We start from the raw sequence: 22,527 nt of genomic DNA, 5'->3' as shown, positions 1-22,527 counted from the left end.
CACGGAGAACGCAATGGTTTCGATACGTTTGCCTGACGGTTCTGTTCGACAGTACGAGCATCCGGTGACCGTCGCCGAAGTGGCCGCCTCGATCGGCCCCGGCCTCGCGAAAGCCGCGCTCGGCGGAAAAATCGACGGCGAGCTCGTCGACACGTCCGCGCTGATCGATCGCGACGTGGCGCTTGCCATCGTCACCGAAAAGGACGCAGACGGTCTTGATATCATCCGCCACTCGACGGCGCACCTGCTTGCGTACGCGGTGAAGGATCTGTACCCGGAAGCGCAGGTCACGATCGGGCCGGTCATCGACAACGGCTTCTATTACGACTTTTCCTACAACCGTCCCTTCACGCCGGAAGATCTCGACAAGATCGAGAAGCGCATGCAGGAACTCGCGAAGAAGGACGAGCCGGTGTCGCGCCGCGTGGTGTCGCGCGACGAAGCGGTCGAGTATTTCAAGAGCATCGGCGAAAAATACAAGGCCGAGCTTATCGAGGCGATTCCCGCCAGCGACGAAATCAAGCTGTACTCGCACGGCGGCTTCACGGACCTGTGCCGCGGCCCGCACGTGCCGTCCACGGGCAAGCTGAAGGTCTTCAAGCTGATGAAGGTCGCGGGTGCGTACTGGCGCGGCGACTCGAAGAACGAGCAACTGCAGCGCATTTACGGTACGGCCTGGACGAAGAAGGAAGATCAGGAAGCGTATCTGCACATGCTCGAAGAAGCCGAGAAGCGCGACCACCGCAAGCTCGGCAAGCAGCTCGACCTGTTCCATATGCAGGACGAGTCGCCGGGCATGGTGTTCTGGCATCCGCGCGGCTGGACGTTGTGGCAGCAGGTCGAGCAGTACATGCGCCGTCGCGTGAACGACGCGGGCTACCTCGAAATCAAGACGCCGATGATCATGGACCGCTCGCTGTGGGAGGCGTCGGGTCACTGGCAGAACTATCGTGAAAACATGTTCACGACGGAATCGGAAAAGCGCGACTACGCGATCAAGCCGATGAACTGCCCCGGTCACGTGCAGGTGTTCAATCACGGTTTGCGCTCGTATCGCGATCTGCCGCTGCGTTATGCGGAGTTCGGTTCGTGCCATCGCAACGAGTCGTCGGGCGCGCTGCATGGCCTGATGCGCGTGCGCGGCTTCGTGCAGGACGACGCGCATATTTTCTGTACCGAAGACCAGTTCATCAGCGAATCGATCGCGTTCAACACGCTGGCGATGAGCGTCTATCGTGACTTCGGCTTCGACAATGTCGAGATCAAGCTGTCGTTGCGCCCCGACGCGCGCGCTGGCACCGACGAAACCTGGGATCGCGCGGAGCAGGGTTTGCGCGAGGCGCTGACGGCCTGCGGCGTGACCTGGGAAGAGCTGCCGGGCGAGGGCGCGTTCTACGGCCCGAAGGTCGAATATCACATCAAGGACGCGCTCGGCCGCTCGTGGCAGTGCGGCACGTTGCAGCTCGACATGGTGCTGCCGGAGCGTCTTGGCGCCGAATATGTCGCCGAGGACAACAGCCGCCGCCGCCCGATCATGCTGCACAGGGCAATCGTCGGATCAATGGAACGTTTCCTCGGGATTCTGATCGAGCACCATGCTGGTGCAATGCCCGCGTGGCTCGCGCCGATGCAGGTCGTCGTCATGAATATCGCGGAAAGTCAGGCCGAATATGCGCAGTCTCTAGCCCAATCGTTGCAAAAACAAGGGGTTAGAGTTGAGGCTGATTTGCGCAACGAGAAGATTAGCTATAAAATACGCGAGCACACGCTGGAAAAGGTCCCGTACCTGCTCGTGGTCGGCGACAAAGAGCGTGAAGCACAAACGGTAGCCGTGCGTGCCCGTGGCGGTGTCGATCTGGGTGTGATGCCTGTCGATACCTTCATTGAGCGTCTGCGCCAGGGCGTGCAGTCGTTCAATTGAGCCACTTGGCAGCCCGGCTCGTTTTTTTTAATTTTTAGAGGAAACGTAACATCGCTACTGATAAGTCTGCGCACCGCATCAACGGTGAAATTACAGCACCCGAGGTGCGACTGGTCGGGGTCGAGAACGAACCGCTCGGCATCGTGAAACTCGCTGATGCGTTCCGTATGTCGGAGCAGCAGGACGTGGATCTGGTTGAAATCGCGCCGCAAGCGGTTCCGCCGGTTTGCCGTTTGATGGACTACGGCAAGTTCAAGTACCAGGAAGCGAAGAAGCAACACGAGGCCAAGCTCAAGCAGAAGGTGATCCAGGTCAAGGAAGTCAAATTCCGCCCGGGTACCGACGACGGTGACTACAACGTCAAGCTGCGCAACCTTGTTCGCTTCCTCGAAGACGGCGACAAGACGAAAATCACGTTGCGTTTCCGTGGCCGCGAAATGGCTCACCAGGAAATCGGCATGCGCATGCTCGAACGCCTGCGCACCGACCTCGACGAAGTCGGTCAGGTCGAGCAGATGCCGAAAATGGAAGGGCGCCAGATGATCATGGTGCTCGCGCCGAAGAAAAAGAAGTAAGCGCAAGGCAGTTGGCCGGAGCGGCGGCGCACCATGTGGTGCGCGCTTCGGTGGCAAAAATTTGCAAGGTGCCGTGCCGGGTGTCTGTCACGGTATCGGAAGGTTTCGGAACGGCGCACATGCAAGTAGTGTGCGATGGTTCCCGAAAAGCGGCCGCTGGCGGTATCGGCGGTCTGCATACCAAGTGGAATGGGTTTCGAAGGGCGGGAAATGGCCAACTGGCCGACCGCACACCCATATCCATCTAATAATGGAGTTGTCATGCCGAAGATGAAGACCAAGAAGAGCGCTGCAAAGCGTTTCGTGGTGCGTCCGGGCGGTACCGTCAAGCGCGGTCAGGCCTTCAAGCGTCACATTCTTACCAAGAAGACCACCAAGAACAAACGCCATCTGCGCGGCTCCACGGCAGTTCATGATTCCAATCTGAACTCCGTTCGCGCAATGCTGCCGTTCGCTTAACCCTTAACCGACACTCATAGGAGCGAAACATGCCTCGAGTAAAACGTGGGGTTACCGCACGGGCCCGTCACAAGAAGATCATCAAGCTGGCCAAGGGTTACCGCGGCCGTCGCAATAACGTCTATCGCATCGCCAAGCAGGCGGTCATGCGTGCAGGCCAGTACGCCTACCGCGATCGTCGCAACAAGAAGCGTGTGTTCCGCGCACTGTGGATCACGCGTATCAACGCGGCGGTGCGTCAGCACGACATGACGTACAGCGTGTTCATCAACGGCCTGAAGAAGGCGTCGATCGAACTGGACCGCAAGGTGCTGGCCGACATGGCTGTGTTCGACAAGGCTGCTTTTGCTGCGATCGTTCAGCAGGTGAAAGCCGCCGTTGCAGCCTGATTGCGCTTCTGGCAATTAAAACTGCGTGGTTCGTTGCAGCGAACATCCGGTAGTCCCGGTGACGCTGCAACAAAAACGGGGCTCCTCACCGAGCCCCGTTTTTGTTGGTAGAACCAGTTTTGTTTCGATAGAACACTGACGTTGAAATGATGGGATCAATGGATCTGGACCAGATTGTCGCCGACGCGCAAAAAGCCTTCGCAGAAGCCTCCGACGTCACCACCCTCGAAAACGAGAAAGCGCGCTTTCTCGGTAAGTCGGGTGCGTTGACCGAGCTGTTGAAAGGGCTTGGCAAACTCGATCCCGAAACGCGCAAGACCGAAGGCGCACGGATCAACCTCGTCAAGCAACAGGTCGAAGCCGCGCTGACGGCACGCCGTCAGGCGCTTGCCGAGGCGCTGCTGAACCAGCGCCTCGCCGCCGAAGCGATCGACGTCACGCTGCCGGGCCGCGGTGCCGGCGCGGGTAGCCTGCACCCGGTGATGCGCACCTGGGAGCGCGTTGAACAGATTTTCCGTACGATCGGATTCGATGTGGCCGACGGCCCCGAGATCGAAACCGACTGGTACAACTTCACCTCGCTGAACAGCCCGGAAAACCATCCGGCGCGTTCGATGCAGGACACCTTCTACGTCGACGGCAAGGACGCCGACGGCCGCCAGCTGCTGCTGCGCACGCATACGAGCCCGATGCAGGTGCGTTACGCACGCACCAACACGCCGCCGATCAAGGTGATCGTGCCGGGCCGCACGTATCGCGTGGACAGCGACGCGACGCATTCGCCGATGTTCAACCAGGTCGAAGGCCTGTGGATCGACGAGAACATCAGCTTCGCGGACCTGAAGGGCGTCTACACCGATTTCCTGAAGAAATTCTTCGAGCGCGACGACATTCTCGTGCGCTTCCGTCCGTCGTATTTCCCGTTCACCGAACCGTCGGCCGAGATCGATATGCTGTTCGAAACGGGCAAGAACGCCGGCAAGTGGCTCGAAATTTCGGGCTCGGGCCAGGTTCACCCGACCGTGATCCGCAACATGGGGCTCGACCCGGAGCGCTACATCGGCTTTGCTTTCGGCAGCGGCCTCGAGCGTCTCACGATGCTGCGTTACGGTGTGCAGGACCTGCGCCTGTTCTTCGAAAACGACCTGCGTTTCCTGCGTCAATTCGCATGAACCGGCGCGCGCGAGCGCGACAACGCATAGAACGCGGCAGCGCACCCGGTGCGCGCCGCGAGCGTCTCCGGCAGTGCCTGCCGAACCGGCGCACGACCGCCGAGTTGCACGAAGCATCTGCCGGACGTGGACCTAACCTGATCAGAACGTACACAGAACCATGCAATTTCCGGAATCCTGGCTCAGAACTTTTGTCGATCCGCAACTGACCACCGACGAGCTGTCGCACGCGTTGACGATGGCGGGTCTCGAAGTCGAAGACCTGCGGCCGGCCGCGCCGCAGACCTCGAAGATCGTCGTCGGCCAGGTGCTGGAAGTGGTCAAGCACCCGGATGCGGACAAGCTCAACGTGTGTCAGGTCAACGCCGGCACCGGCGCGACGCTGAACATCGTGTGCGGCGCGCCGAATGTTGCGCCGGGCATCAAGGTGCCGGTCGCGCTGGTGGGCGCACAACTGCCGCCGGTCGAAGAGGGCGGCGCGCCGTTTGCGATCAAGCTGTCGAAGCTGCGCGGCGTGGAAAGCCAGGGCATGCTGTGCTCGGCGCGCGAGCTGAAGCTCTCGGAAGATCATAGCGGCCTCATGATCCTGCCGGAAGATACGCCGATCGGCCAGGACATCCGCGAGACGCTCAATCTCGACGACACCGTTTTCGAAATCAAGCTCACGCCGAACAAGGCCGACTGCCTGTCGGTCTTCGGCGTCGCGCGCGAAACGTCGGCGATTACCGGCGCACCGCTGCGCCTGCTCGATATCAAGCCGGCTCCGATCAAGCTCAGCGAAACGCTGCCCGTGAAAATCTCGGCGCCCGATCTGTGCGGCCGTTTCTCGGGCCGTGTGATCCGCGGCGTCAATGCGCGCGCGAAGTCGCCGCAATGGATGGTCGAGCGTCTCGAACGCTCGGGCCAGCGCAGCATCTCCGCGCTCGTCGATATCTCGAACTACGTGATGCTCGAACTGGGGCGGCCGTCGCACGTGTTCGATCTCGACAAGATTCACGGCGGCATGGACGTGCGCTGGGGCCGCAAGGGAGAAACGCTGAAGCTGCTGAACGGCAACACGGTCGAACTCGACGAAACGGTCGGCGTGATTGCCGACGAGCAGCATATCGAAAGCCTCGCGGGCATCATGGGCGGCGACAGCACCGCGGTCACGCTCGACACCACCAACATCTATCTCGAAGCCGCGTTCTGGTGGCCCGATAGCATTCGCGGCCGCTCGCGCAAGTACAACTTCTCGACCGATGCGGGCCATCGCTTCGAGCGCGGCGTCGACTACGCGACGACCGTCGAGCATATCGAGCGCATCACGCAACTGATCCTCGACATCTGCGGCGGCGAAGCGGGTCCGGTGGATGACCAGACCGTCAACGTGCCGAAGCGCGAACCCGTGAAGATGCGTGTCGCGCGCGCGAACCGCATCATCGGCGTGGCGATCGGCGCAGAGGACATCGCGCAGATTTTCACGCGCCTCGGCCTCTCGTTCGAACGCGACGGCGATACGTTCTCGGTGATGCCGCCGTCGTACCGCTTCGATATCGAGATCGAAGAGGACCTGATCGAGGAAGTCGCGCGCATCTACGGCTTCGAAAAGATTCCGGCTCACCCGCCGGTCGCGACGAGCGAAATGCGTGCGACCCACGAGACGCAGCGCTCGATCCATGTGATCCGCCACGCGCTTGCCGCGCGCGATTACGCGGAAACGGTGAACTTCAGTTTCGTCGACGCCGAATGGGAGCAGGACTTCGCGGGCAATAGCAATCCGGTGCGTCTGCTCAATCCGATCGCGAGCCAGTTGTCGGTGATGCGCACGACGCTGTTCGGCAGCCTGATCCACGTATTGCGCACGAACCTGAACCGTCGCGCCGCGGACCGCGTGCGCGTGTTCGAAGCCGGTCGCGTGTTCCTGCACGATCCGTCGATCAAGGCCGGCGAGCTGACCGTCGAAGGCTTTGCGCAGCCGAAGATGATCGGCGCGCTTGCCTATGGTGCCGCGCTCGAAGAGCAGTGGGGCACGCCGGCACGCGCGGTCGACTTTTTCGATGTGAAGGGCGATCTCGAAGCGCTGGTCGCACCCGCGGTTGCGCGTTTCGTGAAGGCCGAGCATCCGGCGCTGCATCCGGGACGCAGCGCGCGTATCGAATTGAATGGCCGCGCGGTGGGTTGGGTCGGCGAATTGCATCCGCGCTGGATGCAAAAATATGATTTGCCGCATGCGCCGATTCTGTTTGAAATCGAAGCGGAAGCATTAATGCAGCGGATATTGCCGATTCCGTCGGAAGTTTCAAAATTCCCGCCGGTTCGACGTGATATTGCGGTGGTCGTCGATCAGAAAATCGAGGTTCAGGCGCTGCTCGACGAGCTTCAGAAGGCCCAGTCCGAACCGGTCTGCAAGGCTGTCCAGAAGGTTGCGCTTTTCGACGAATTCCGTCCAAAATCAAATACTTCCGGTGGTCTGGCCGCGCACGAGAAAAGCCTTGCGTTCCGGGTGACCTTGCAAGATACTGGCGGAACCCTTCAGGATGAAACGGTCGATCTGGCCATTCAAACTCTGGTGGAACGTCTTGCTCGAGTATATGGCGCACGGTTGCGCGGATAACCCGCATTTAACAATTGCACGGCTGTTTCCGCATCCATTGTTTTATGTTTGGCGCGCCATTTGATAGATATGAATGAAATGAACTCGAGTGATTTCGAAGCCCTTCTTACGGCGCAGCGTAGCGCCATGATTCGAGATATTCCGACATCACCCGCCGCCGTTTCCGCTGAAACGCCGACACTGACCAAGGCGGAACTTGCCGAGTTGCTGTTCGACAATGTCGGGCTCAACAAGCGGGAAGCCAAGGACATGGTCGAAGCGTTCTTCGAGGTGATTCGCGATGCACTCGAGAGCGGCGACAGCGTAAAGCTGTCCGGGTTCGGCAACTTCCAGTTGCGCGACAAGCCCCAGCGTCCCGGCAGAAACCCGAAGACGGGCGAGGCGATTCCGATCGCCGCGCGCCGCGTTGTGACGTTTCATGCAAGTCAAAAGCTGAAAGCGCTGGTGGAGAACGGCGCCGAGGCGAGCTTCGCGCGCTGATCGCCTGGCGCGCTTTCCGCGCAACCCATCACGGCTGACCGAAGATGACCGCGACGATCGAAAAAGTCGTCTTGCCTCCGATTCCGGCGAAGCGCTACTTCACGATTGGTGAGGTCAGCGAACTATGTGGCGTGAAGCCTCATGTGCTGCGTTACTGGGAGCAGGAATTCACCCAGTTGAAGCCGGTCAAGCGGCGCGGCAATCGCCGCTATTACCAGCATCATGAAGTGCTGCTGATCCGTCGGATCCGCGAGTTGCTGTACGAGCAGGGGTTCACGATCAACGGGGCGCGCAACCGGCTCGATGCGCATGGCGGTCATGCACCGCAGGATGAAGAGGGCGCGGCGACTGCCGAGGGCGAGGGGGCGGTAGCGCAGGCGGCTTCATCAACTACGGTGACGGCAGTGGTCGATGTCGAGCAGTTGCGCAAGGAACTGCAGAACGTGATCGATCTGCTAGGCCACTAGTTCGGACGGTTCTTCCTTGCTTTGTTCGTGCGGGGCAGTTCTAATCGAATCAAGTGTCTGTTATAATTTTCTTCTGTTCGGGGCGTAGCGCAGCCTGGTAGCGTACCTGCATGGGGTGCAGGTGGTCGGAGGTTCAAATCCTCTCGCCCCGACCAAAAAATCAACGGCTTACAGACGATTGTCTGTAAGCCGTTTTTCTTTGCCTCGATTTTTACCCCCACTTTTTACCCCACCATCTTTACCTTCTTTTTGCATTACGGAGAGGGCAAAGGCGTGTTAGCGACGGCGCTACCGATCACGGATAAGGCAAAGTCGACCTCATTGCTCGCCGTTGGCCATGAGCAAGGAATCGCCTATCTCCGCGCAGCGCATAGTACAGGCTGATTTCGCAACCTGTGGTTGTTCGACTCTCCCCGTCTTCGCCAGTAGGCGGCCAATTTAGCCGAAACGAAAAAGAGCTTCGTATTGTTGCCAGCGTCGCTGGGCGGTAGAGCGCAGCTGTGGCAAGCGAGCGACTCACCGAGTGCGTAGGCGAAGTGACCAGTTGGCGCCGCGCGACCACCCGTCATCGATCCGAGACAGGACGCACCTTCGTCTTCGGATTCTTTCGAATCGGCAGGTCGTCGGCAGCAGCAGCGGCAACAGCGCGCGCTCATTAACCACGCATGCGCGCCAAACTGCCAGGCCATAGAGATGGGCGAGCTGGTCTTTTTCATGTTCATCATTCTCGGGTACATCTGGACCATTTCGCCACGGGCGATCCGTTGTCGGGAAGTAGTTGGGCGGAACATTTATTGACCGCCAACGGCATTTCTTGCCAAGTACGATGAGATCCGGTTTGAATCTGGCGCACCAGACCTTCACTGAGATCTACTCCATTGACGACTCGGTGAATTCGATGGAGCCTTCCGGGGCATATGTTCGTAATCGCGGAAAATTCGCAAGCAAACTCGTTAGGGCCTCTCGGGCCTTATTTGCAAGCCCGTCTGCGAGCGTTGAAAATTCACCATTGCGCGTTACAAGAAAAATAGATCGCATTGAGTTGCCTCGATCAATTGGAACCAGGTCAATCGCATCAATGAATCGCTCTCCTGTTTGAAGCAAACAGGTCGGCGTCGTAATCGCCCAACCTAGCCCTTGCGAAACCAACAGCGTTAGCGTCTCGGCATGATCGACCTCAAGTTTTCTTGGAGGGTCGACAGCGTTGTACCGCAGGATGCGCTCGACACGAATACCCAGAGTGGAAACATGCCGATACCGAATGAATGCCTGTGACGCCGCGAGCGATTGCAGTGTTGCAGGTGTGCTACAACGATTAGCGCGGCACATGATTGCTACGAAGTTCTCTCGATACAAAAAGTGATGGCTGAATTCTTTTCGATCTACCAATGGATTGGTGGAGATAATGAGGTCTACGTCACGGTTCGCAAGCGCATCTTCCTGATCAACCGCCATACCGATTTGAACTGACAGTCCGCTGGTCCGTTCCAGCAGCCACCGGATTAACTCCGGTCCGATCGCGTTGGCCACTGAATCAATCACGCCTATCCGAACATAGACACTTTCATGCTTTGAAGCCTCTATGGCCTGCGCTTTCAACTGACGCGCCATGGCAATCACCGGGCCCGCATTATTCGCGATATAAAAGCCGGCCGACGTTAGCATTAGTGGACGCCGCGACCGGTCCACCAGTACGAGTCCAAGTGATTGCTCAAGTTGTGCCAGCGCGTGTGACACCGCTGGTTGGCTAACCCCGAGCACAGTTGCGGCGCTCGACATGCTACCGGTCGCCGCGACCGTTAAGAAGATGTCGATCTGGTAGAGATCAATCGGCCGGTCCGAAAGCTGAATCATATTGGTCCTTGCAGCACTGGTGACGCAGGGTGGAGTCAGCGAAATCGCCGTCCCGATGAAGCTTCGGATTGAGGCCTATCGGATGCTTTCATAACGGTTATAAGAATTCTTTATTGTAGTGTTTTTGCGAAATATAGAGCCGCCCTGCCTCCTAGAATGGTTGCTGTCAGACGACAACACATATTAGACAGGAGACAGTCAGCATGATCCCATACACCGACGCGACTGCGATAGGCCCCACGGCAGAATCGCGTGAACAGGTCAATCTTGAGGATGCACCACTAACGCAGTTTCACTTGCTAGTCACGCTGGCTGGCACTGGCGGTCAATTCAGCGATGGTTTCATCCTGGGTATTATTGGTATTGCACTGGCCGTCGCGGCTCCGCAGTTGCACCTCAACGCATACTGGCTGGGGCTTCTGGGAGCGGCGTCCTTGGCTGGCCTATTTGTGGGCAGCCTGGTAGCTGGTCCGCTCGTCGATCGCGCTGGGCGCCGCGCTGTATTCAACTACGATATGGCGCTGTTTTCGATTATTTCGTTAGCACAGTACTGGGTGACGAATCCCGGACAACTACTAGTCCTACGTCTTTTGCTTGGAGTAATACTCGGATTCGACTATGTGGTAAGCAAGGCGATGTTGATCGAGTATTCCCCACGTCGTATGCGCGGACGCCTGTTAAGTTGGCTCGCTATAGCGTGGACCTTGGGCTACACAGGTGCGTATATCGTCGGTTACGTATTGAAAGACCACGGTGTGGATGTTTGGCGGCTGATGCTGTTGTCGAGTGCAATTCCATCGGCGGTGGCTTTCCTCCTTCGTGTGCGTGTACCGGAATCCCCCCTGTGGCTTCAGCGCAAAGGTCGTCTCACGGAAGCGCAGGCGATCGTCCGGACCCGCATTGGAGTCAACGTAATTCTCAGTCCGATCGGACCATCGGTCGTACCCTCCGGGATGGCAGGTGTCGCAAGTCTGTTCTCCAAAAAGTGGCGAGTCCGACTTTTTGTCGCCTGTTTCTCCTATATGTGCCTTGTGATTCCATATTTTTCGTTAGGCACGTTTTCGCCCATGGTTTTTGATTCAATGCATATCGCAAACAAGTTCATTGCTGGCTTGATATACAACCTGTTTCTTCTGATCGGAGCAATCGGCGGTACGTTACTGGTGGATCGTGTCGGCAGGCGAACGTTTCTCTTGACGGGTTTTTTTCTCGCAGCATCTTCGCTTGCCGCACTGTCGCTTGGTAACAGTCTTCCCGACACACTCATCGTTGCGTTGTTTGCCATATTCGCCTGTGTACTAAGTGGAACTAATAATCTGGTATTTCTCTATCCGCAAGAATTGTTTCCGACGAACGTGCGGGCGACTGGACTGGGCTTCGCCGTCGCTGCGAGCCGGCTTGGCTCCGCATCTGCCACATTTGCACTCCCCACGATCGTTACAGCGTACGGTGGCCCGACAGCGGTGCTTCTTTGCATTGCAGTCCTGGTGGTGGGCGGCGTAACTTGCGCGTTCCTGGCACCCGAGACGCGGCATGAATCGTTGGTTGGGTAACCATACATGATGAAGAGAGCTATGAAAGGGTACCGAACTGAAAGTGACTCGCTCGGCGATTGCGAATTGCCCGTCGACGCGCTTTACGGCATTAACACTCTACGTGCAAAGCAGAATTTCCAGTATTCCGATGAAGTTCTGGCCCAGTACCCGCGCCTCGTTGGTTGGCTGGCGCGAACGAAGCGCGCGATTGCGCGAGTGCACGTGCGTCATGGCAAGCTCACCCGGGAGCAGGGTGAATGTATCAGCGCGGCCTGTCTGGAACTCGTTCAGGGGCACCACACAGAAGCCCTGATCGTCGATCCGCTCGAAGGGGCTTGCGGTACGTCCATCAACATGAACATCAACGAGGTGATCGCAAATAGGGCTCTGCAGTTAATGGGACATGCACCTGGCGAATACCGTTTTTTGCATCCCATTGACCACGTGAATCTTGGCCAATCGACGAGTGATGCACTTCTTAGTGCAATGAAACTTGCGTTACACGAGGAGACTCAGACTGTCGGGAACGTGGTCAGGCAGCTTGCGCTATCGCTACGCGACAAGCAAAGCGAATTCGGGGGAGTCTTACGTCTCGGGCGAACCTGCTTGCAGGATGCTCTGCCAATGCGGTTGGATCAGGCGTTCGGTGGTTACGCATCGCTAGCTGAGCGCAGTGCCTCCGCGCTGGTCGCGCAGTTGCCGGCTCTGCGCGCAATATGTCTGGGAGCGACGGCGGTCGGTACAGGGCTTGGCAGCTATTGTGGTTATCGTGAGGCGGTCACCGCTGAGTTATCGGAACTTGCCGGTATGCAACTCACGCAGGTCGACGATCTATTCGACGCCGTGCAGAACATGGACGGTTTCGCCACACTCGCTGCCACGATAAAAACAGTGGCCCTTTCACTCTCGAAGATTGCCAACGATATCTTACTTCTCAGTTCGGGACCGCGTGGCGGCATTGCAGAACTCGCTTTGGCGCCGCATCAAGCCGGGTCGTCAATGATGCCTGGCAAGATAAACCCGGTGCATGCGATAGGACTAACGCAGGCGGCCTTCATGATATCCGGCGCTGAGCACAGCGTGATGCTTGCATGCGCCGGTGGACAATTGGAAAATAACAACTACAAGCCATTGATCGCGACATGTTTATTCAAGGCACTGAGGCTCGTGGAGCGAGCGGTATTTCTGTTTGATACCCACGTGGTGCGCCCGCTCAAGGCCGATCATGAGTTGAGCATGCGACATCTCGTTGACTCGATGGCGATAGCACCTGTAGTCAAAGAAAAAATAGGATATGCGCGGACGTCATCTCTAGTACGTCAAGCAGTGGCATCGGGAAAGACGTTGTTAAAGGTACTCGTTGACGAAGGTATTGTGAGCGAAGGCGAGGTGCAGGAACTCCTGCGACAAAGCAGTTTCCACCCTGATCTCCCTCATTCACAAATGTGAGCAAACCCGCTGCGGTCGACAGGAAGACTAGCTCAGCATAACTCGTCGAAAATCGGACCGCGGCGCGGCCAACGCTAGCCGTACGTCATCTGAAAATTGAAGCCATCTCGTTGGCGGCGGCTAAAGACCAATAACTGTGTGACAGATTCGAACCGGCCCATGCATCCAAACCGGAGAATGAAAAGGACTTATGTCATCGCCTTGATATGAAAAAAATTTTCGTTTTATTGAAATTTTTCATTCTAAATCGCGTTGAATTTAACAGGGCGACCGTTCTCCGAGGGGCGGAAAATGGAAGAAATTTGTGGCCCAATGAAATCGCATGATAAATTCAAAAAAATGATTGGTGGAGTGAGGAATTTCTCATTTTTACTGATCCCGAATTTTACGATGAATCCGCTCGTAAATGCGATAGAAGTATTGCGATTGGCAAATCAGCTCGGACGGAAGGATCTGTTCAAGTGGACACTCTATTCAGAAGGCGGCGGAGCAATTGAATCAAGCAATGGAATTTCATTTCAAACAAAGATGATTCAAGATGCTCCATTACCGGATATCTTGTTTATATGTGCTGGAAACGATGTACATCGGTTAAGACTTGCTTCGTGTCTGTCACTCGTGAGGAAATTTGCAGCCTCAGGAGTTCTCCTTGGAGGGATGTGCACAGGTTCATTCGTTCTGGCTAAAGCGGGGCTCCTTGATGGGTACTCGTGCACGATTCATTGGGAGTATCTAACAATGCAGAAGGAGATGTTTCATAGAGTGAAATTTGAGAAACGGATTTTTGTCGTTGATCGGGACAGAATTACGTGTATCGGTGGCACCGCGTCTTTGGACATGATGTTGCATTTAATTGATGGGGAAATTGGAAGTGATTTAAAGAAAAATATATTGGAATTTCTCGTTATTGAATCGATAAGAGGCGGGGAATCTTTGAAGCCGACTCCGAAAATCGATGGATACGGTTTTCACCAGGATATTCTGCGATCTGCCATTGAAATAATGGAAAATAACGTAGAAGAACCACTTTCATGTGAGGAGCTATCGCGACGGATCGGAATTTCAACCAGACAGCTGCAGCGCATTTTTGGGAGAAATTCAGGAGGCGGGATTAAAAGATGCTATATTGCCATCAGGCTACGACGCGCGCGAGAACGGATTGTTCAATCAAATATGAATATTTCAGATATATCGATTGCGAGCGGATTTCATTCTCTGGCCCATTTCAGTCAAAGCTATAAGGATTTTTTTGGCTTGCCGCCAACGGAAGATCGCCGCCTGGCACAGACAGAGCTGAAAAACGAGCATGGCGATGTCGGGAATCCGTTGCGTTTATTGCCTTCGCGCAGCGCGAGCGGATTGAACTGATCCTGTGCCGTGAATTGTCGGCGGGGACCGTCAGGTCATGGCGAGAAACTGTCTGTAGGCCGGCCCGACCCAATAGAGTTGGCACGCGCCAGATCTTGGTGGGGCATCGATGTCGCTGCACCGTTTGCCGCCGACTCTGTGTCCGCCGTCGTCACGGGGACAATTTCGGGCCTCGTATACGAAGCGTGCCCCCATACGGAGACGACCGTGATCGCACTCGAGTTCGGTACCGTCGCCCTCGAAGAGTTTGTCGATGCTTTGCGAGGTGACCATCGACTCCATCTTTACCCAACCAGCGAGATGGACTTCGTCGCCGTCAAGAAGCAGATCCGTGACGCCTTTTATGTCGACACCGATCTTTGGCGTGGCATGGTACCCGCTCAGTTTCGAAGCGCCGTTGGCCAAGCCATGGTGAGGCTGAAATAGACTGATTTTTCTCGCCCTCAGTACGCTTCGCGGGACTGCCGCGTAGAGCAATACCGAGGCGGGGAAAAGTTTTGTATCACCTCTTGAGGAGAACCGTCGACCTTCCCGATGACGCAATTCAGCCATGCTTTCCGAAAAAGCTGCGGAACGCGGAGGGTGGCAGGCCGAACTTGCGTTGAAAGGCTCTGCGCATTTGCTCCTCCGAGGCGAAGCCGCAGCGGTCCGCGATAATCGCAGTTCCGCTTGTGGTTGTCTCCAACATGATTCGAGCTCTCGATAGCCGCAGTTCCTGGACAGCGACGAAAGGTGAGCACCCCATAGCCAGCCTGAAGCGTCGCTGGAACGTTCTCGATGTCTGACCGGCCGCTGAGGCAAGTTCCTCGACACTCCACGTTTTGTGAAGCGCGGCCGATACCTTGGCCATCAGGGGGGAAAATTCAGCTGCTCCGGCCTTTTCCTGCATGACAAGTGTCTCGCTGAATTGGGCCTGTCCGCCGGGGCGCCGCAAATAAACAACGAGCTTCTTGGCCACAGATGCCGCCACGCGGTAACCATGGTCCTCTTCCACCAACGCAAGGGCCATGTCGATACCGGCGGTTACACCCGCCGATGTCCAGACGTTGCCGTCGTTCACGAAGATCGGCGACTCCTCCACACGGATCTTCGGATACCTGGAGCGCAGTGCGTCGCATTTCTCCCAGTGCGTCGTTGCCCGTCTGTCGTCAAGAACACCCGCGGCCGCCAGCAGGAATGCCCCCGTACACACGGAGCAAAGCCGTCGCGCCGTTGCCTGGCTACCTGAGATCGAACTCGTGAGTGTGCGACTTGCACAAGCTCTTTCCACACCGGTGCCGCCAGGGACGACGATCGTGTCTGCCTGATCCAATGTTTTTAGATCCGCGTCGACGACGATATCAGGTCCGGCGCTGGCGCGAACCCTGCCAGGCACCTCTGAAACCGTTATGAGCGTGTAGGCAGGCGAGGACATTTCCCGGTTTGCCAGGGCGAAGACCTGCATAGGCCCTGCGATGTCCAGTGGCTGGTACTCGTCGTACACGACAAAAGTCACAAGGCGTGGCTCGTTTGGCAGGAAAGGGGGGCGATTTGAGTTTTTTGCCACTCTCCTCCTCCTAGAATCGTTTCAACACATTTAACGGTAAGGAATGATGGTATGACGAACGCGGGCTTTCGTGTGGGAATGGTGATGTTCCCAGGCATTACCCAGTTGGATTTGACGGGGCCTCTCGAGGTTTTGAGCGCCGTTGCGGGTTGGTCGGTCGATCTCGTTAGCGAAACCACGGATCCTGTGCCGTGCGGCCGTGGATTTCGACTCGTACCGACCGTCCGGTTTTCCGACGCGCCCCTGTACGACTTGCTTGTCGTGCCGGGAGGGCCGGGCGTTGACGACGCCATGCTGAACCCTGTCGTCGTGGAATTTGTCCGGAACCAGGCGAAGCATGCTCAATATGTTTTTGGAATCTGTACGGGCTCCCTGCTTCTTGGCGCAGCAGGATGTCTCAACGGACGCCGGGCGAGTTGTCATTGGCAGGCGGTGGATCTGCTGACCCATTTCGGTGCGACGCCTAGTCGCAACCGCATGACGATAGACGGACGAATGTTTACTTCCGGAGGCGTCACAGCCGGCATCGACATGGCATTAAAGGTCGTGGGCGAGCTCGCGGGCAAACAGGTGGCGGAGGGCATTCAACTGCTTCTGGAATACGACCCGGAGCCGCCGTTTGACGCCGGCACACCAGAAACCGCACCCGTGGACGTAGTCGAGCGGCTTGAAGTCGCAAGCACCCAGCGCAAGGCTAATCGACGGGAAGCCGTTCTGTCCGCTTGCGCAAGGATGAATCAGATTTGTCCCGACTGAATCGCAGAGACGTACCGAGTGACAGGCAATGAAGAGGAGGGACACCATGAATCTGGGCAACGCGGCAAATATGCCAGATATTTCGAGCAGCTCACAGCACACGTCGGGAAAGTCCGTCGAATGGCGCACAATCTTCATCGCTAGCGTCGGCGGAGGACTGGAGTTCTATGACTTCATCGTGTACGGCATTTTTGCGCCGTATATCGCCAGGTCTTTCTTTCCTTCCGGCAGCGTCGTCGTCTCAATGATTGCAACCTTCGCCACATTTGCTGTGGGTTACATGGCTCGACCGCTGGGCGGGTTGGTCCTGAGCCATATCGGAGACAAGTTCGGTCGTCGCTCGGCGTTTCAGCTTTCGCTGGTGACGATGACGGTCACTACCGCCGGAATGGCTTTTATGCCCACCTATGCAATTGTTGGGGCATCGGCGAGTGCCGCATTCGTGGTCCTGCGTTTTCTGCAAGGCGCATGTATTGGGGGGGAGCTACCCGGTGCCATCGCTTACGTCGTTGAGACTGCGCCAGGGAAAAGTGGGCTCGCGTGCGGCCTCATGTTCGCATGCGTGAATACAGGAAGTCTGGTTGCCGCGATCGTCAGCATTGTGCTCCATGCGACGTTGACCGAGCCCGATATGTTGTCGATAGGCTGGAGAATAGCGTTCCTGATCGGTGGCGTGCTCGGCGCCATTGGCGCATTGATGAGGAGGAGCTTGCGCGAGACGGAGCTTTTTCTGTCCGTTAAGGAGAAAAAGCGGGCCAAGGTACCTGCGCTCGAAGTCGTTCAGGCACACCTTCCGCAGATTCTGATGGGAATCGGTATCGTAGGCCTGAATCAGGCACTCATCGCAGTGCTCAACGTGGCTATGGTTCCCTATCTGACTCAGGTGGCGTCCTATTCTGCACAAGCCGCAAGCTCGCTTGTGATGTTCTCCGTTGCCATCATGTCTGTCGCGATTGTCCTGGTAGGATATCTAAGCGATATCATCCGAAAGACGACGATTTATATTGCAGGCGCGGCGTTGATTGCTCTGGGTAGCTATCCGTTCTATACGTCAATCGCTTCTAAAGCGATAGATCCGTATGTCGCGTTCTGTCTGGCTGCGACCGCCTGCTCGTTGATCTCTGGCACCTTCGGGGTACTCGCGTCCGAGTTGTTTCCCACCAGACTGAGATTTAGTGGCCTGGCTATCTCCTACAACATTGCAGCGGCGCTGCTAGGAGGATTTACGCCACTTCTGACTTCGTTATTGACCAGGATCACAGGGAATAGTGCAGCGCCTGGATTGTTTGTCTCTATTGTCTCGGTTCTGGGTCTCATTTCAGCAATTGCAATACTGTTCAAAAGATCTGAAGATCCTGCGGCCGTGAGCCCAGAGTAGTGGTGAATTAGTCGTTCGTTCCTCTCAATTAGATGAAGCAAGCGGCTTGATGATATTAAATATCAAGCGTGTAGGCGAATTCATTGATTGAATAAAATATATATAAATCAGGAGATAAAATTGAAAAATGTACTCTTGGCATTGTGCTCGATGCTATGGGTTGCCTCATCTTATGGGCAGTCATCCGTTACGTTGTATGGCCTGATGGATGCTGGCATCACCTATACCAATAACGTCGAGAGTGGCAAGACGCATGGTGCGGATCTGCAGTTCACGTCTGGCTCGGCGCAAGGCGACCGCTGGGGCCTACGAGGAGCAGAGGATTTAGGCGACCAGGAAAAAATCATTTTTGTGCTCGAGAATGGCTTTCAGCTTTCAAACGGTGCGTTGGGACAGGGTGGTTTGGAATTCGGAAGACAAGCCTATGTCGGTGGCGCAGGACCATGGGGTACGTTGACGCTGGGTCGTCAATTCGACTTCATCGGTGATCAAATGTTTGCGTATGCGATCGGTGCGAATACTCCAGCCGGTCTGCTAGCGTGGAGTCTTCCCGCTTACGCGGCTGGCGGCTACAGCTTGGACAATCGCGTATGGGGCGATCAAGTGAACAACGCTGTCAAATACATGTCTCCGGTTGTCGCCGGTTTCTCTGCGGGCGCAATGTTCGGATTCGGCAATACGCCAGGGTCGATTGCCGCAAGCAGTTCCCAGGCTTATATCGTCAACTATCGGCAAGGCTCATTCAGTGCATCACTTGCCTATTTCGGTCAACACGATGTCAAAACAGGCGGCAACTCACGTGAGTTTGCGGGTGGCGCATCGTACGAGATCGGCGCGGCGAAGATGTTTGCGATGTTGACCGATGTTCGTTTGACTGGCGGCGATCAGGCCCGGGCAACGACTGCCGAAGCGGGTATGACCTATCGACTGACGCCAGCACTTATGCTCGGCGGCGGCGCTCAGTTTCAGAAGCGCAACAATGGACTGGGAAGCGCAAATCAACTGACACTCGTCTCGGACTACAGCTTGTCGAAGAGCACAGACGTCTACGTTATCGCGGCATTGGCGCACGATCATGCGTTTGGCGCGCAGGTTCAGGCCGCACTCGGGTCGCCCTCTGGATCCGATGTCCAGACTGGTGCGCGAATCGGTATCCGCCACCGATTCTAGCGCTTGAATGCCAGAGCAGCAGAGCATGATCGTAACCGCGGTCGGCGTAGATACGGCCAGGACGACTCAGCGGCTGGCCGCGCACGCCGCCAATCGGCACGATGTCACGACGCTCGCTCACGCACGCGCCGTCATCGCGGCATGGCATCAGGACTATCTTGCGGATGTTGCGCACACCGGAATACCGGCAGCGAAGCACGTGACGCCCCGAGCCGATCTGGAGAGTGTCAGGCACTCTGAATAATCGGCTCGGCATGAGCAGGCATAAGCATGACAAAGACGACGCAATGCAGACCTGCCCGGATCCTCCCCGAGCTATAAACTCGACGGGTCATACCCCGGCTGTTGGTAAAGCGTGTCCCACTTATCGCGAATGTCAGGATGATAGACGTCCCTGACCCAGGCCGAGGGCTGCACCACCTCGATACCCACGGAAACGGACTCCTTTCCATACCCAAGGATGCGGGTCACGGCCTTCGTGATTTCATCGGATAGCTGCTGCTTCTGCTGCTCCGATTTGCCCGGCCATAACTTGACGATGACGTGCGGCATCGTTGGCTCCCGTTAGCGTGAACCGGCGGAGCCGGGATACTGATCGTCGCTGACCTGTTCGAGCCAGTCGACGACCTTGCCGTCGAGCGCTTCCTGGATGGCGATATGCGTCATCGACGTATCGGCACAAGCCCCGTGCCAATGCTTGACGCCCGCGGGAATCCAGACCACGTCGCCCGGACGTATCGTTTCGAGCGAACCACCCCAACGCTGCACAAAGCCGCAGCCCGCAGTGACGATCAGCGTCTGACCGAGCGGGTGCTCATGCCACGCGGTACGCGCACCCGGTTCGAACGTCACGCTGCCACCGGAGGCACGAGCCGGCTCGTGGGGTGGAAACAGCATGTCCACGCGAACGCTGCCCGTGAACCAGTCGGCCGGGCCCCTGGCGGAAGGAACGCTCCCGCAACGCTTGACTTCGATTTCCATTTTTCGCTTCCCGTTTCGAGGTTTGCTCATGCCAGCCGGATGCGCTACGTGGCTGATGGAGGCACTGTACTGATCGTGTGATTCATCCGGTAGCTGCTAGACTTGGCAAACGGATATGAGCCAAATTCATCATGACGAACGTTGATCTGAATGTCCTGCGGGCGTTTTTTGTCGTCGCGCGCGAGCGCAGTTTCACTCGCGCGGCGGCTCAACTCGGCGTATCGCAATCCGCGCTGAGTCATTCGATGCGCGGTCTGGAAGAGAGAATAGGCTTGCGATTGCTGACCCGGACCACCCGGGGCGTTTCGCCCACCGAAGCAGGTGAGCGCTTGTTGTCGAACGTCGGACCCTACTACGAGGGGATCGAGGCGGAACTGATGTCGCTGAGCGCGCTGCGGGGAAAGCCGGCAGGGTTGATCCGCATTTCGGCTCACGATCACGCGGCCGATACCATTCTCTGGCCCAGGTTGAAGGAGGTGTTGCGCAGCTATCCCGACATCTCGGTGGAAATCAACATCAACTACGCGATGGTCGATATCGTGGCGGAGCGGTTCGACGCGGGTGTGCGGAGCGGCGATCTGATCGCACAGGACATGATTGCCCTACGTATCGGTCCCGACTTCAAAATGGCAGTCGTTGGTTCACCTGACTATCTGATGTCGAATCGGCCGCCGGTCACACCGCATGATCTGGCGGCTCATCACTGCATCAATCTTCGTCTTCCGACGCGCGGCGGATTGTACGCCTGGGAATTCGCAAGGAAGCGCGAAGCATTGCACGTGAACGTCAGTGGTCAATTCATCTTCAATACGACACCGCAAATGCTTGACGCCGCGCTGGAAGGATACGGACTTGCCTACGTGCCCCATGATCTGGCTGCTCCGTATCTGGCCGAGGGGCGGCTCGCGAGCGTGCTCGACGCATGGTGTCCGACGCTGCCCGGCTATCATCTTTACTATGCGAGTCGACGGCAAACATCGCCGGCGTTTGCCGTGATCGCCGATGCGCTTCGCTACCGTGGTTGAAGCGCGCGCACCTTTCCGCGCTGCGTTTTTTTCGCCCGCATACCCATGGAGCAGGTCATGGCGACGATGACTCTCTCACCCACTCATGCCTCGCACCGAGATCGCTCGAACCCGCACCGCCATGGACGCTGAAATGTCGCCGTCGCGCGCCACCCGGCTGGGCCGCGCCTTTGAAGTTTTCACGGTCTTTCTGAAGCTTGGGCTGACGAGCTTCGGTGGCCCGATTGCCCACATCGGCTACTTTCGCCGCGAGTTCGTCGAGCGACGCCGCTGGCTGGACGACGAGACTTTCACCGATCTGGTGGGGCTTTGCCAGTTTCTGCCTGGACCGGCGAGCAGTCAGGCGGGCTTTTCGATCGGGCTGCTGCGGGCCGGGTGGGCCGGCGGTCTCGCCGCCTGGTGCGGCTTCACGCTGCCGTCGGTGTTCGCGATGCTGGCCTTTGCGACCATCGCGCCGAATCTGGGCGGCCGGGTCGGCACGGGGGTGATTCACGGCCTGAAACTGGTGGCGGTTGCCGTGGTGGCCCAGGCCGTCTGGGATATGGCGCGGCGCCTGTGTCCCGATCTGCGTCGCGCGGCGATCGCGCTGGCCAGCGTGGCGCTGCTGAGCCTTCTGTCCACCGCTTACGCGCAACTCGCGGTAATCGGCATGGGTGCCTTGCTTGGCCTTGCACTGTGCCGAACCGGGGACGTGCAAGCGGCGCGTAACATGACGCGGCACCCGGGCGAATTCCATGTATCTCGAAGGGCGGGTCTTGCCGCGTTGATCGCGTTTGGTGTCCTGCTGTTCGGACTGCCGATGCTGAATGTGCCCGGAGCCGCGCAGGGCGTACGCGTATTCGAGGCGTTCTACCGCTCGGGCGCGCTGGTCTTCGGCGGTGGACACGTGGTGCTTCCGCTGCTGCAGCATGAGACGGTTTCGACAGGGTGGATCGCGCCGGGCGACTTTCTTGCCGGATATGGTGCGGCCCAGGCTGTGCCGGGTCCGCTATTCACCTTTGCGGCCTTCCTTGGCTGGATGATGGCCGCGCCGCCCAGGCACTGGAGCGGCGCGCTGCTGGCGACTTTGGGTATCTTTCTGCCGGGCCTGCTGCTGGTCCTTGCGGCGTTGCCGTGGTGGCAGGCGCTGCGTGCCCGTCCGGCAATGTCGGCAGCGCTCGCGGGTGTCAATGCCGCCGTCGTCGGTCTGCTGGCCGCCGCACTTTACTTACCGGTATGGACGAGCGCGGTTCGCACCCAGGCCGATTTCGCCACGGCATGCATCGGGTTCTGTCTTCTGACTCGATGGAAAGTGCCGCCGCTCGCGGTCGTTGTCTTCTGCATCGCAGCCGGCGTGGTGCAAGGCGTTCTGCACCAGGCGATGTAACGGCTCAGCCGGCCTTGCCGTGGCGGCGTGCCACCTGACG

Annotated in this window: 21 protein-coding genes, 1 tRNA gene and 1 pseudogene; 19 read left to right on the top strand and 4 right to left on the bottom strand. The window is 57.6% G+C overall.

Annotated elements, in window-relative coordinates:
- The first annotated feature begins 13 nt into the window (after positions 1-13).
- From thrS to F3J20_RS32055, 10 genes and pseudogenes are all read left to right on the top strand, one after another.
- Complete coding sequence (thrS, locus tag F3J20_RS09685; RefSeq protein ID WP_167283279.1) at positions 14-1,921, top strand: threonine--tRNA ligase; 1,908 nt, start codon at positions 14-16, stop codon at positions 1,919-1,921.
- 50 nt (positions 1,922-1,971) lie between these two features.
- The gene (infC, locus tag F3J20_RS09680) at positions 1,972-2,496 is read left to right on the top strand and encodes a translation initiation factor IF-3 (RefSeq protein WP_075643713.1); all 525 of its coding nucleotides are present in this window, start codon (positions 1,972-1,974) and stop codon (positions 2,494-2,496) included.
- A 261-nt stretch (positions 2,497-2,757) separates the two neighbouring features.
- Entirely contained in the window at positions 2,758-2,955 is a 198-nt protein-coding gene (gene rpmI / locus F3J20_RS09675) for a 50S ribosomal protein L35 (RefSeq protein ID WP_167043545.1), read from the top strand.
- A gap of 29 nt (positions 2,956-2,984) precedes the next feature.
- The gene (rplT, locus tag F3J20_RS09670; protein ID WP_006052502.1) at positions 2,985-3,344 is read left to right on the top strand and encodes a 50S ribosomal protein L20; all 360 of its coding nucleotides are present in this window, start codon (positions 2,985-2,987) and stop codon (positions 3,342-3,344) included.
- A gap of 158 nt (positions 3,345-3,502) precedes the next feature.
- Positions 3,503-4,516 (top strand): phenylalanine--tRNA ligase subunit alpha, encoded by a 1,014-nt coding sequence (gene pheS / locus F3J20_RS09665; RefSeq protein ID WP_167283278.1) that lies wholly within the window; start codon positions 3,503-3,505, stop codon positions 4,514-4,516.
- 160 nt (positions 4,517-4,676) lie between these two features.
- Complete coding sequence (pheT, locus tag F3J20_RS09660) at positions 4,677-7,112, top strand: phenylalanine--tRNA ligase subunit beta (protein ID WP_167283277.1); 2,436 nt, start codon at positions 4,677-4,679, stop codon at positions 7,110-7,112.
- A 69-nt stretch (positions 7,113-7,181) separates the two neighbouring features.
- Complete coding sequence (locus tag F3J20_RS09655) at positions 7,182-7,592, top strand: integration host factor subunit alpha (RefSeq protein WP_205192979.1); 411 nt, start codon at positions 7,182-7,184, stop codon at positions 7,590-7,592.
- 44 nt (positions 7,593-7,636) lie between these two features.
- The gene (locus F3J20_RS09650) at positions 7,637-8,059 is read left to right on the top strand and encodes a MerR family transcriptional regulator (RefSeq protein ID WP_167283276.1); all 423 of its coding nucleotides are present in this window, start codon (positions 7,637-7,639) and stop codon (positions 8,057-8,059) included.
- Positions 8,060-8,137: 78 nt separating this feature from the next.
- Positions 8,138-8,214: transfer RNA gene (locus F3J20_RS09645), tRNA-Pro, on the top strand.
- A gap of 345 nt (positions 8,215-8,559) precedes the next feature.
- A pseudogene (locus F3J20_RS32055) lies at positions 8,560-8,770 on the top strand (SET domain-containing protein-lysine N-methyltransferase); the annotation flags it as partial.
- 159 nt (positions 8,771-8,929) lie between these two features.
- Here F3J20_RS32055 and F3J20_RS09640 read toward each other — a convergent pair.
- A complete protein-coding gene (locus F3J20_RS09640; RefSeq protein ID WP_167043524.1) occupies positions 8,930-9,913 on the bottom strand; it encodes a LysR family transcriptional regulator in 984 nt (327 codons plus the stop codon).
- Positions 9,914-10,116: 203 nt separating this feature from the next.
- Between F3J20_RS09640 and F3J20_RS09635 the strand changes: the two genes are divergently transcribed.
- From F3J20_RS09635 to F3J20_RS09620, 4 genes are all read left to right on the top strand, one after another.
- The gene (locus F3J20_RS09635) at positions 10,117-11,466 is read left to right on the top strand and encodes an MFS transporter (RefSeq protein ID WP_167283275.1); all 1,350 of its coding nucleotides are present in this window, start codon (positions 10,117-10,119) and stop codon (positions 11,464-11,466) included.
- 21 nt (positions 11,467-11,487) lie between these two features.
- Positions 11,488-12,897, top strand: a complete 1,410-nt coding sequence (locus F3J20_RS09630; RefSeq protein WP_167283274.1) for a lyase family protein — start codon at positions 11,488-11,490, stop codon at positions 12,895-12,897.
- A gap of 291 nt (positions 12,898-13,188) precedes the next feature.
- A complete protein-coding gene (locus F3J20_RS09625; RefSeq protein WP_167043518.1) occupies positions 13,189-14,265 on the top strand; it encodes a GlxA family transcriptional regulator in 1,077 nt (358 codons plus the stop codon).
- A gap of 9 nt (positions 14,266-14,274) precedes the next feature.
- On the top strand, positions 14,275-14,691 hold the full coding sequence (locus F3J20_RS09620) for a DUF2817 domain-containing protein (protein ID WP_167283273.1): 417 nt from the start codon (positions 14,275-14,277) through the stop codon (positions 14,689-14,691).
- A 118-nt stretch (positions 14,692-14,809) separates the two neighbouring features.
- Here F3J20_RS09620 and F3J20_RS09615 read toward each other — a convergent pair whose 3' ends face one another.
- The gene (locus F3J20_RS09615; protein ID WP_167043514.1) at positions 14,810-15,760 is read right to left on the bottom strand and encodes a DJ-1/PfpI family protein; all 951 of its coding nucleotides are present in this window, start codon (positions 15,758-15,760) and stop codon (positions 14,810-14,812) included.
- Between the two features lie 102 nt (positions 15,761-15,862).
- Here F3J20_RS09615 and F3J20_RS09610 point away from each other — a divergent pair, with 102 nt between their 5' ends.
- From F3J20_RS09610 to F3J20_RS09600, 3 genes are all read left to right on the top strand, one after another.
- Positions 15,863-16,567: a DJ-1/PfpI family protein gene (locus F3J20_RS09610; protein WP_205192971.1), complete on the top strand. Its 705-nt coding sequence runs from the start codon at positions 15,863-15,865 to the stop codon at positions 16,565-16,567.
- Positions 16,568-16,613: 46 nt separating this feature from the next.
- Positions 16,614-17,945 carry an MFS transporter gene (locus F3J20_RS09605; protein ID WP_167043512.1) on the top strand — a complete coding sequence of 444 codons (1,332 nt, stop codon included), beginning with the start codon at positions 16,614-16,616 and terminating at the stop codon, positions 17,943-17,945.
- Positions 17,946-18,065: 120 nt separating this feature from the next.
- Positions 18,066-19,115 (top strand): porin, encoded by a 1,050-nt coding sequence (locus tag F3J20_RS09600; protein ID WP_240159021.1) that lies wholly within the window; start codon positions 18,066-18,068, stop codon positions 19,113-19,115.
- Positions 19,116-19,430: 315 nt separating this feature from the next.
- On the opposite strand, the gene F3J20_RS09595 is transcribed toward F3J20_RS09600, so the two are convergent.
- A complete protein-coding gene (locus F3J20_RS09595) occupies positions 19,431-19,667 on the bottom strand; it encodes a tautomerase family protein (RefSeq protein WP_167043510.1) in 237 nt (78 codons plus the stop codon).
- A gap of 12 nt (positions 19,668-19,679) precedes the next feature.
- Positions 19,680-20,090, bottom strand: coding sequence for a cupin domain-containing protein (locus F3J20_RS09590; RefSeq protein ID WP_167283287.1), 411 nt, complete (start codon positions 20,088-20,090; stop codon positions 19,680-19,682).
- 137 nt (positions 20,091-20,227) lie between these two features.
- Here F3J20_RS09590 and F3J20_RS09585 point away from each other — a divergent pair, with 137 nt between their 5' ends.
- Together F3J20_RS09585 and chrA are read left to right on the top strand one after the other, a co-directional pair.
- Positions 20,228-21,121 (top strand): LysR family transcriptional regulator, encoded by an 894-nt coding sequence (locus F3J20_RS09585; protein WP_167283272.1) that lies wholly within the window; start codon positions 20,228-20,230, stop codon positions 21,119-21,121.
- Between the two features lie 121 nt (positions 21,122-21,242).
- Positions 21,243-22,487: a chromate efflux transporter gene (chrA, locus tag F3J20_RS09580; protein ID WP_167283271.1), complete on the top strand. Its 1,245-nt coding sequence runs from the start codon at positions 21,243-21,245 to the stop codon at positions 22,485-22,487.
- Positions 22,488-22,527: the final 40 nt, after the last annotated feature.

It is taken from the genome of Paraburkholderia sp. Cy-641, from assembly GCF_011752945.1.
Taxonomy (GTDB): Bacteria; Pseudomonadota; Gammaproteobacteria; order Burkholderiales; family Burkholderiaceae; genus Paraburkholderia.
This window is presented reverse-complemented; position numbering and strand designations above follow the sequence as displayed.

What these genes read in the sequence shown, in the direction of transcription:
- thrS (WP_167283279.1), top strand. Translation starts at nt 14, where the DNA reads ATGGTTTCGATACGTTTGCCTGACGGTTCTGTTCGACAGTACGAGCAT.
- rpmI (WP_167043545.1), top strand. Translation starts at nt 2,758, where the DNA reads ATGCCGAAGATGAAGACCAAGAAGAGCGCTGCAAAGCGTTTCGTGGTG.
- rplT (WP_006052502.1), top strand. Translation starts at nt 2,985, where the DNA reads ATGCCTCGAGTAAAACGTGGGGTTACCGCACGGGCCCGTCACAAGAAG.
- pheS (WP_167283278.1), top strand. Translation starts at nt 3,503, where the DNA reads ATGGATCTGGACCAGATTGTCGCCGACGCGCAAAAAGCCTTCGCAGAA.
- pheT (WP_167283277.1), top strand. Translation starts at nt 4,677, where the DNA reads ATGCAATTTCCGGAATCCTGGCTCAGAACTTTTGTCGATCCGCAACTG.
- F3J20_RS09655 (WP_205192979.1), top strand. Translation starts at nt 7,182, where the DNA reads ATGAATGAAATGAACTCGAGTGATTTCGAAGCCCTTCTTACGGCGCAG.
- F3J20_RS09650 (WP_167283276.1), top strand. Translation starts at nt 7,637, where the DNA reads ATGACCGCGACGATCGAAAAAGTCGTCTTGCCTCCGATTCCGGCGAAG.
- F3J20_RS09640 (WP_167043524.1), bottom strand. Translation starts at nt 9,913, where the DNA reads ATGATTCAGCTTTCGGACCGGCCGATTGATCTCTACCAGATCGACATC.
- F3J20_RS09635 (WP_167283275.1), top strand. Translation starts at nt 10,117, where the DNA reads ATGATCCCATACACCGACGCGACTGCGATAGGCCCCACGGCAGAATCG.
- F3J20_RS09630 (WP_167283274.1), top strand. Translation starts at nt 11,488, where the DNA reads ATGAAAGGGTACCGAACTGAAAGTGACTCGCTCGGCGATTGCGAATTG.
- F3J20_RS09625 (WP_167043518.1), top strand. Translation starts at nt 13,189, where the DNA reads ATGGAAGAAATTTGTGGCCCAATGAAATCGCATGATAAATTCAAAAAA.
- F3J20_RS09610 (WP_205192971.1), top strand. Translation starts at nt 15,863, where the DNA reads ATGACGAACGCGGGCTTTCGTGTGGGAATGGTGATGTTCCCAGGCATT.
- F3J20_RS09605 (WP_167043512.1), top strand. Translation starts at nt 16,614, where the DNA reads ATGAATCTGGGCAACGCGGCAAATATGCCAGATATTTCGAGCAGCTCA.
- F3J20_RS09595 (WP_167043510.1), bottom strand. Translation starts at nt 19,667, where the DNA reads ATGCCGCACGTCATCGTCAAGTTATGGCCGGGCAAATCGGAGCAGCAG.
- F3J20_RS09585 (WP_167283272.1), top strand. Translation starts at nt 20,228, where the DNA reads ATGACGAACGTTGATCTGAATGTCCTGCGGGCGTTTTTTGTCGTCGCG.
- chrA (WP_167283271.1), top strand. Translation starts at nt 21,243, where the DNA reads ATGGACGCTGAAATGTCGCCGTCGCGCGCCACCCGGCTGGGCCGCGCC.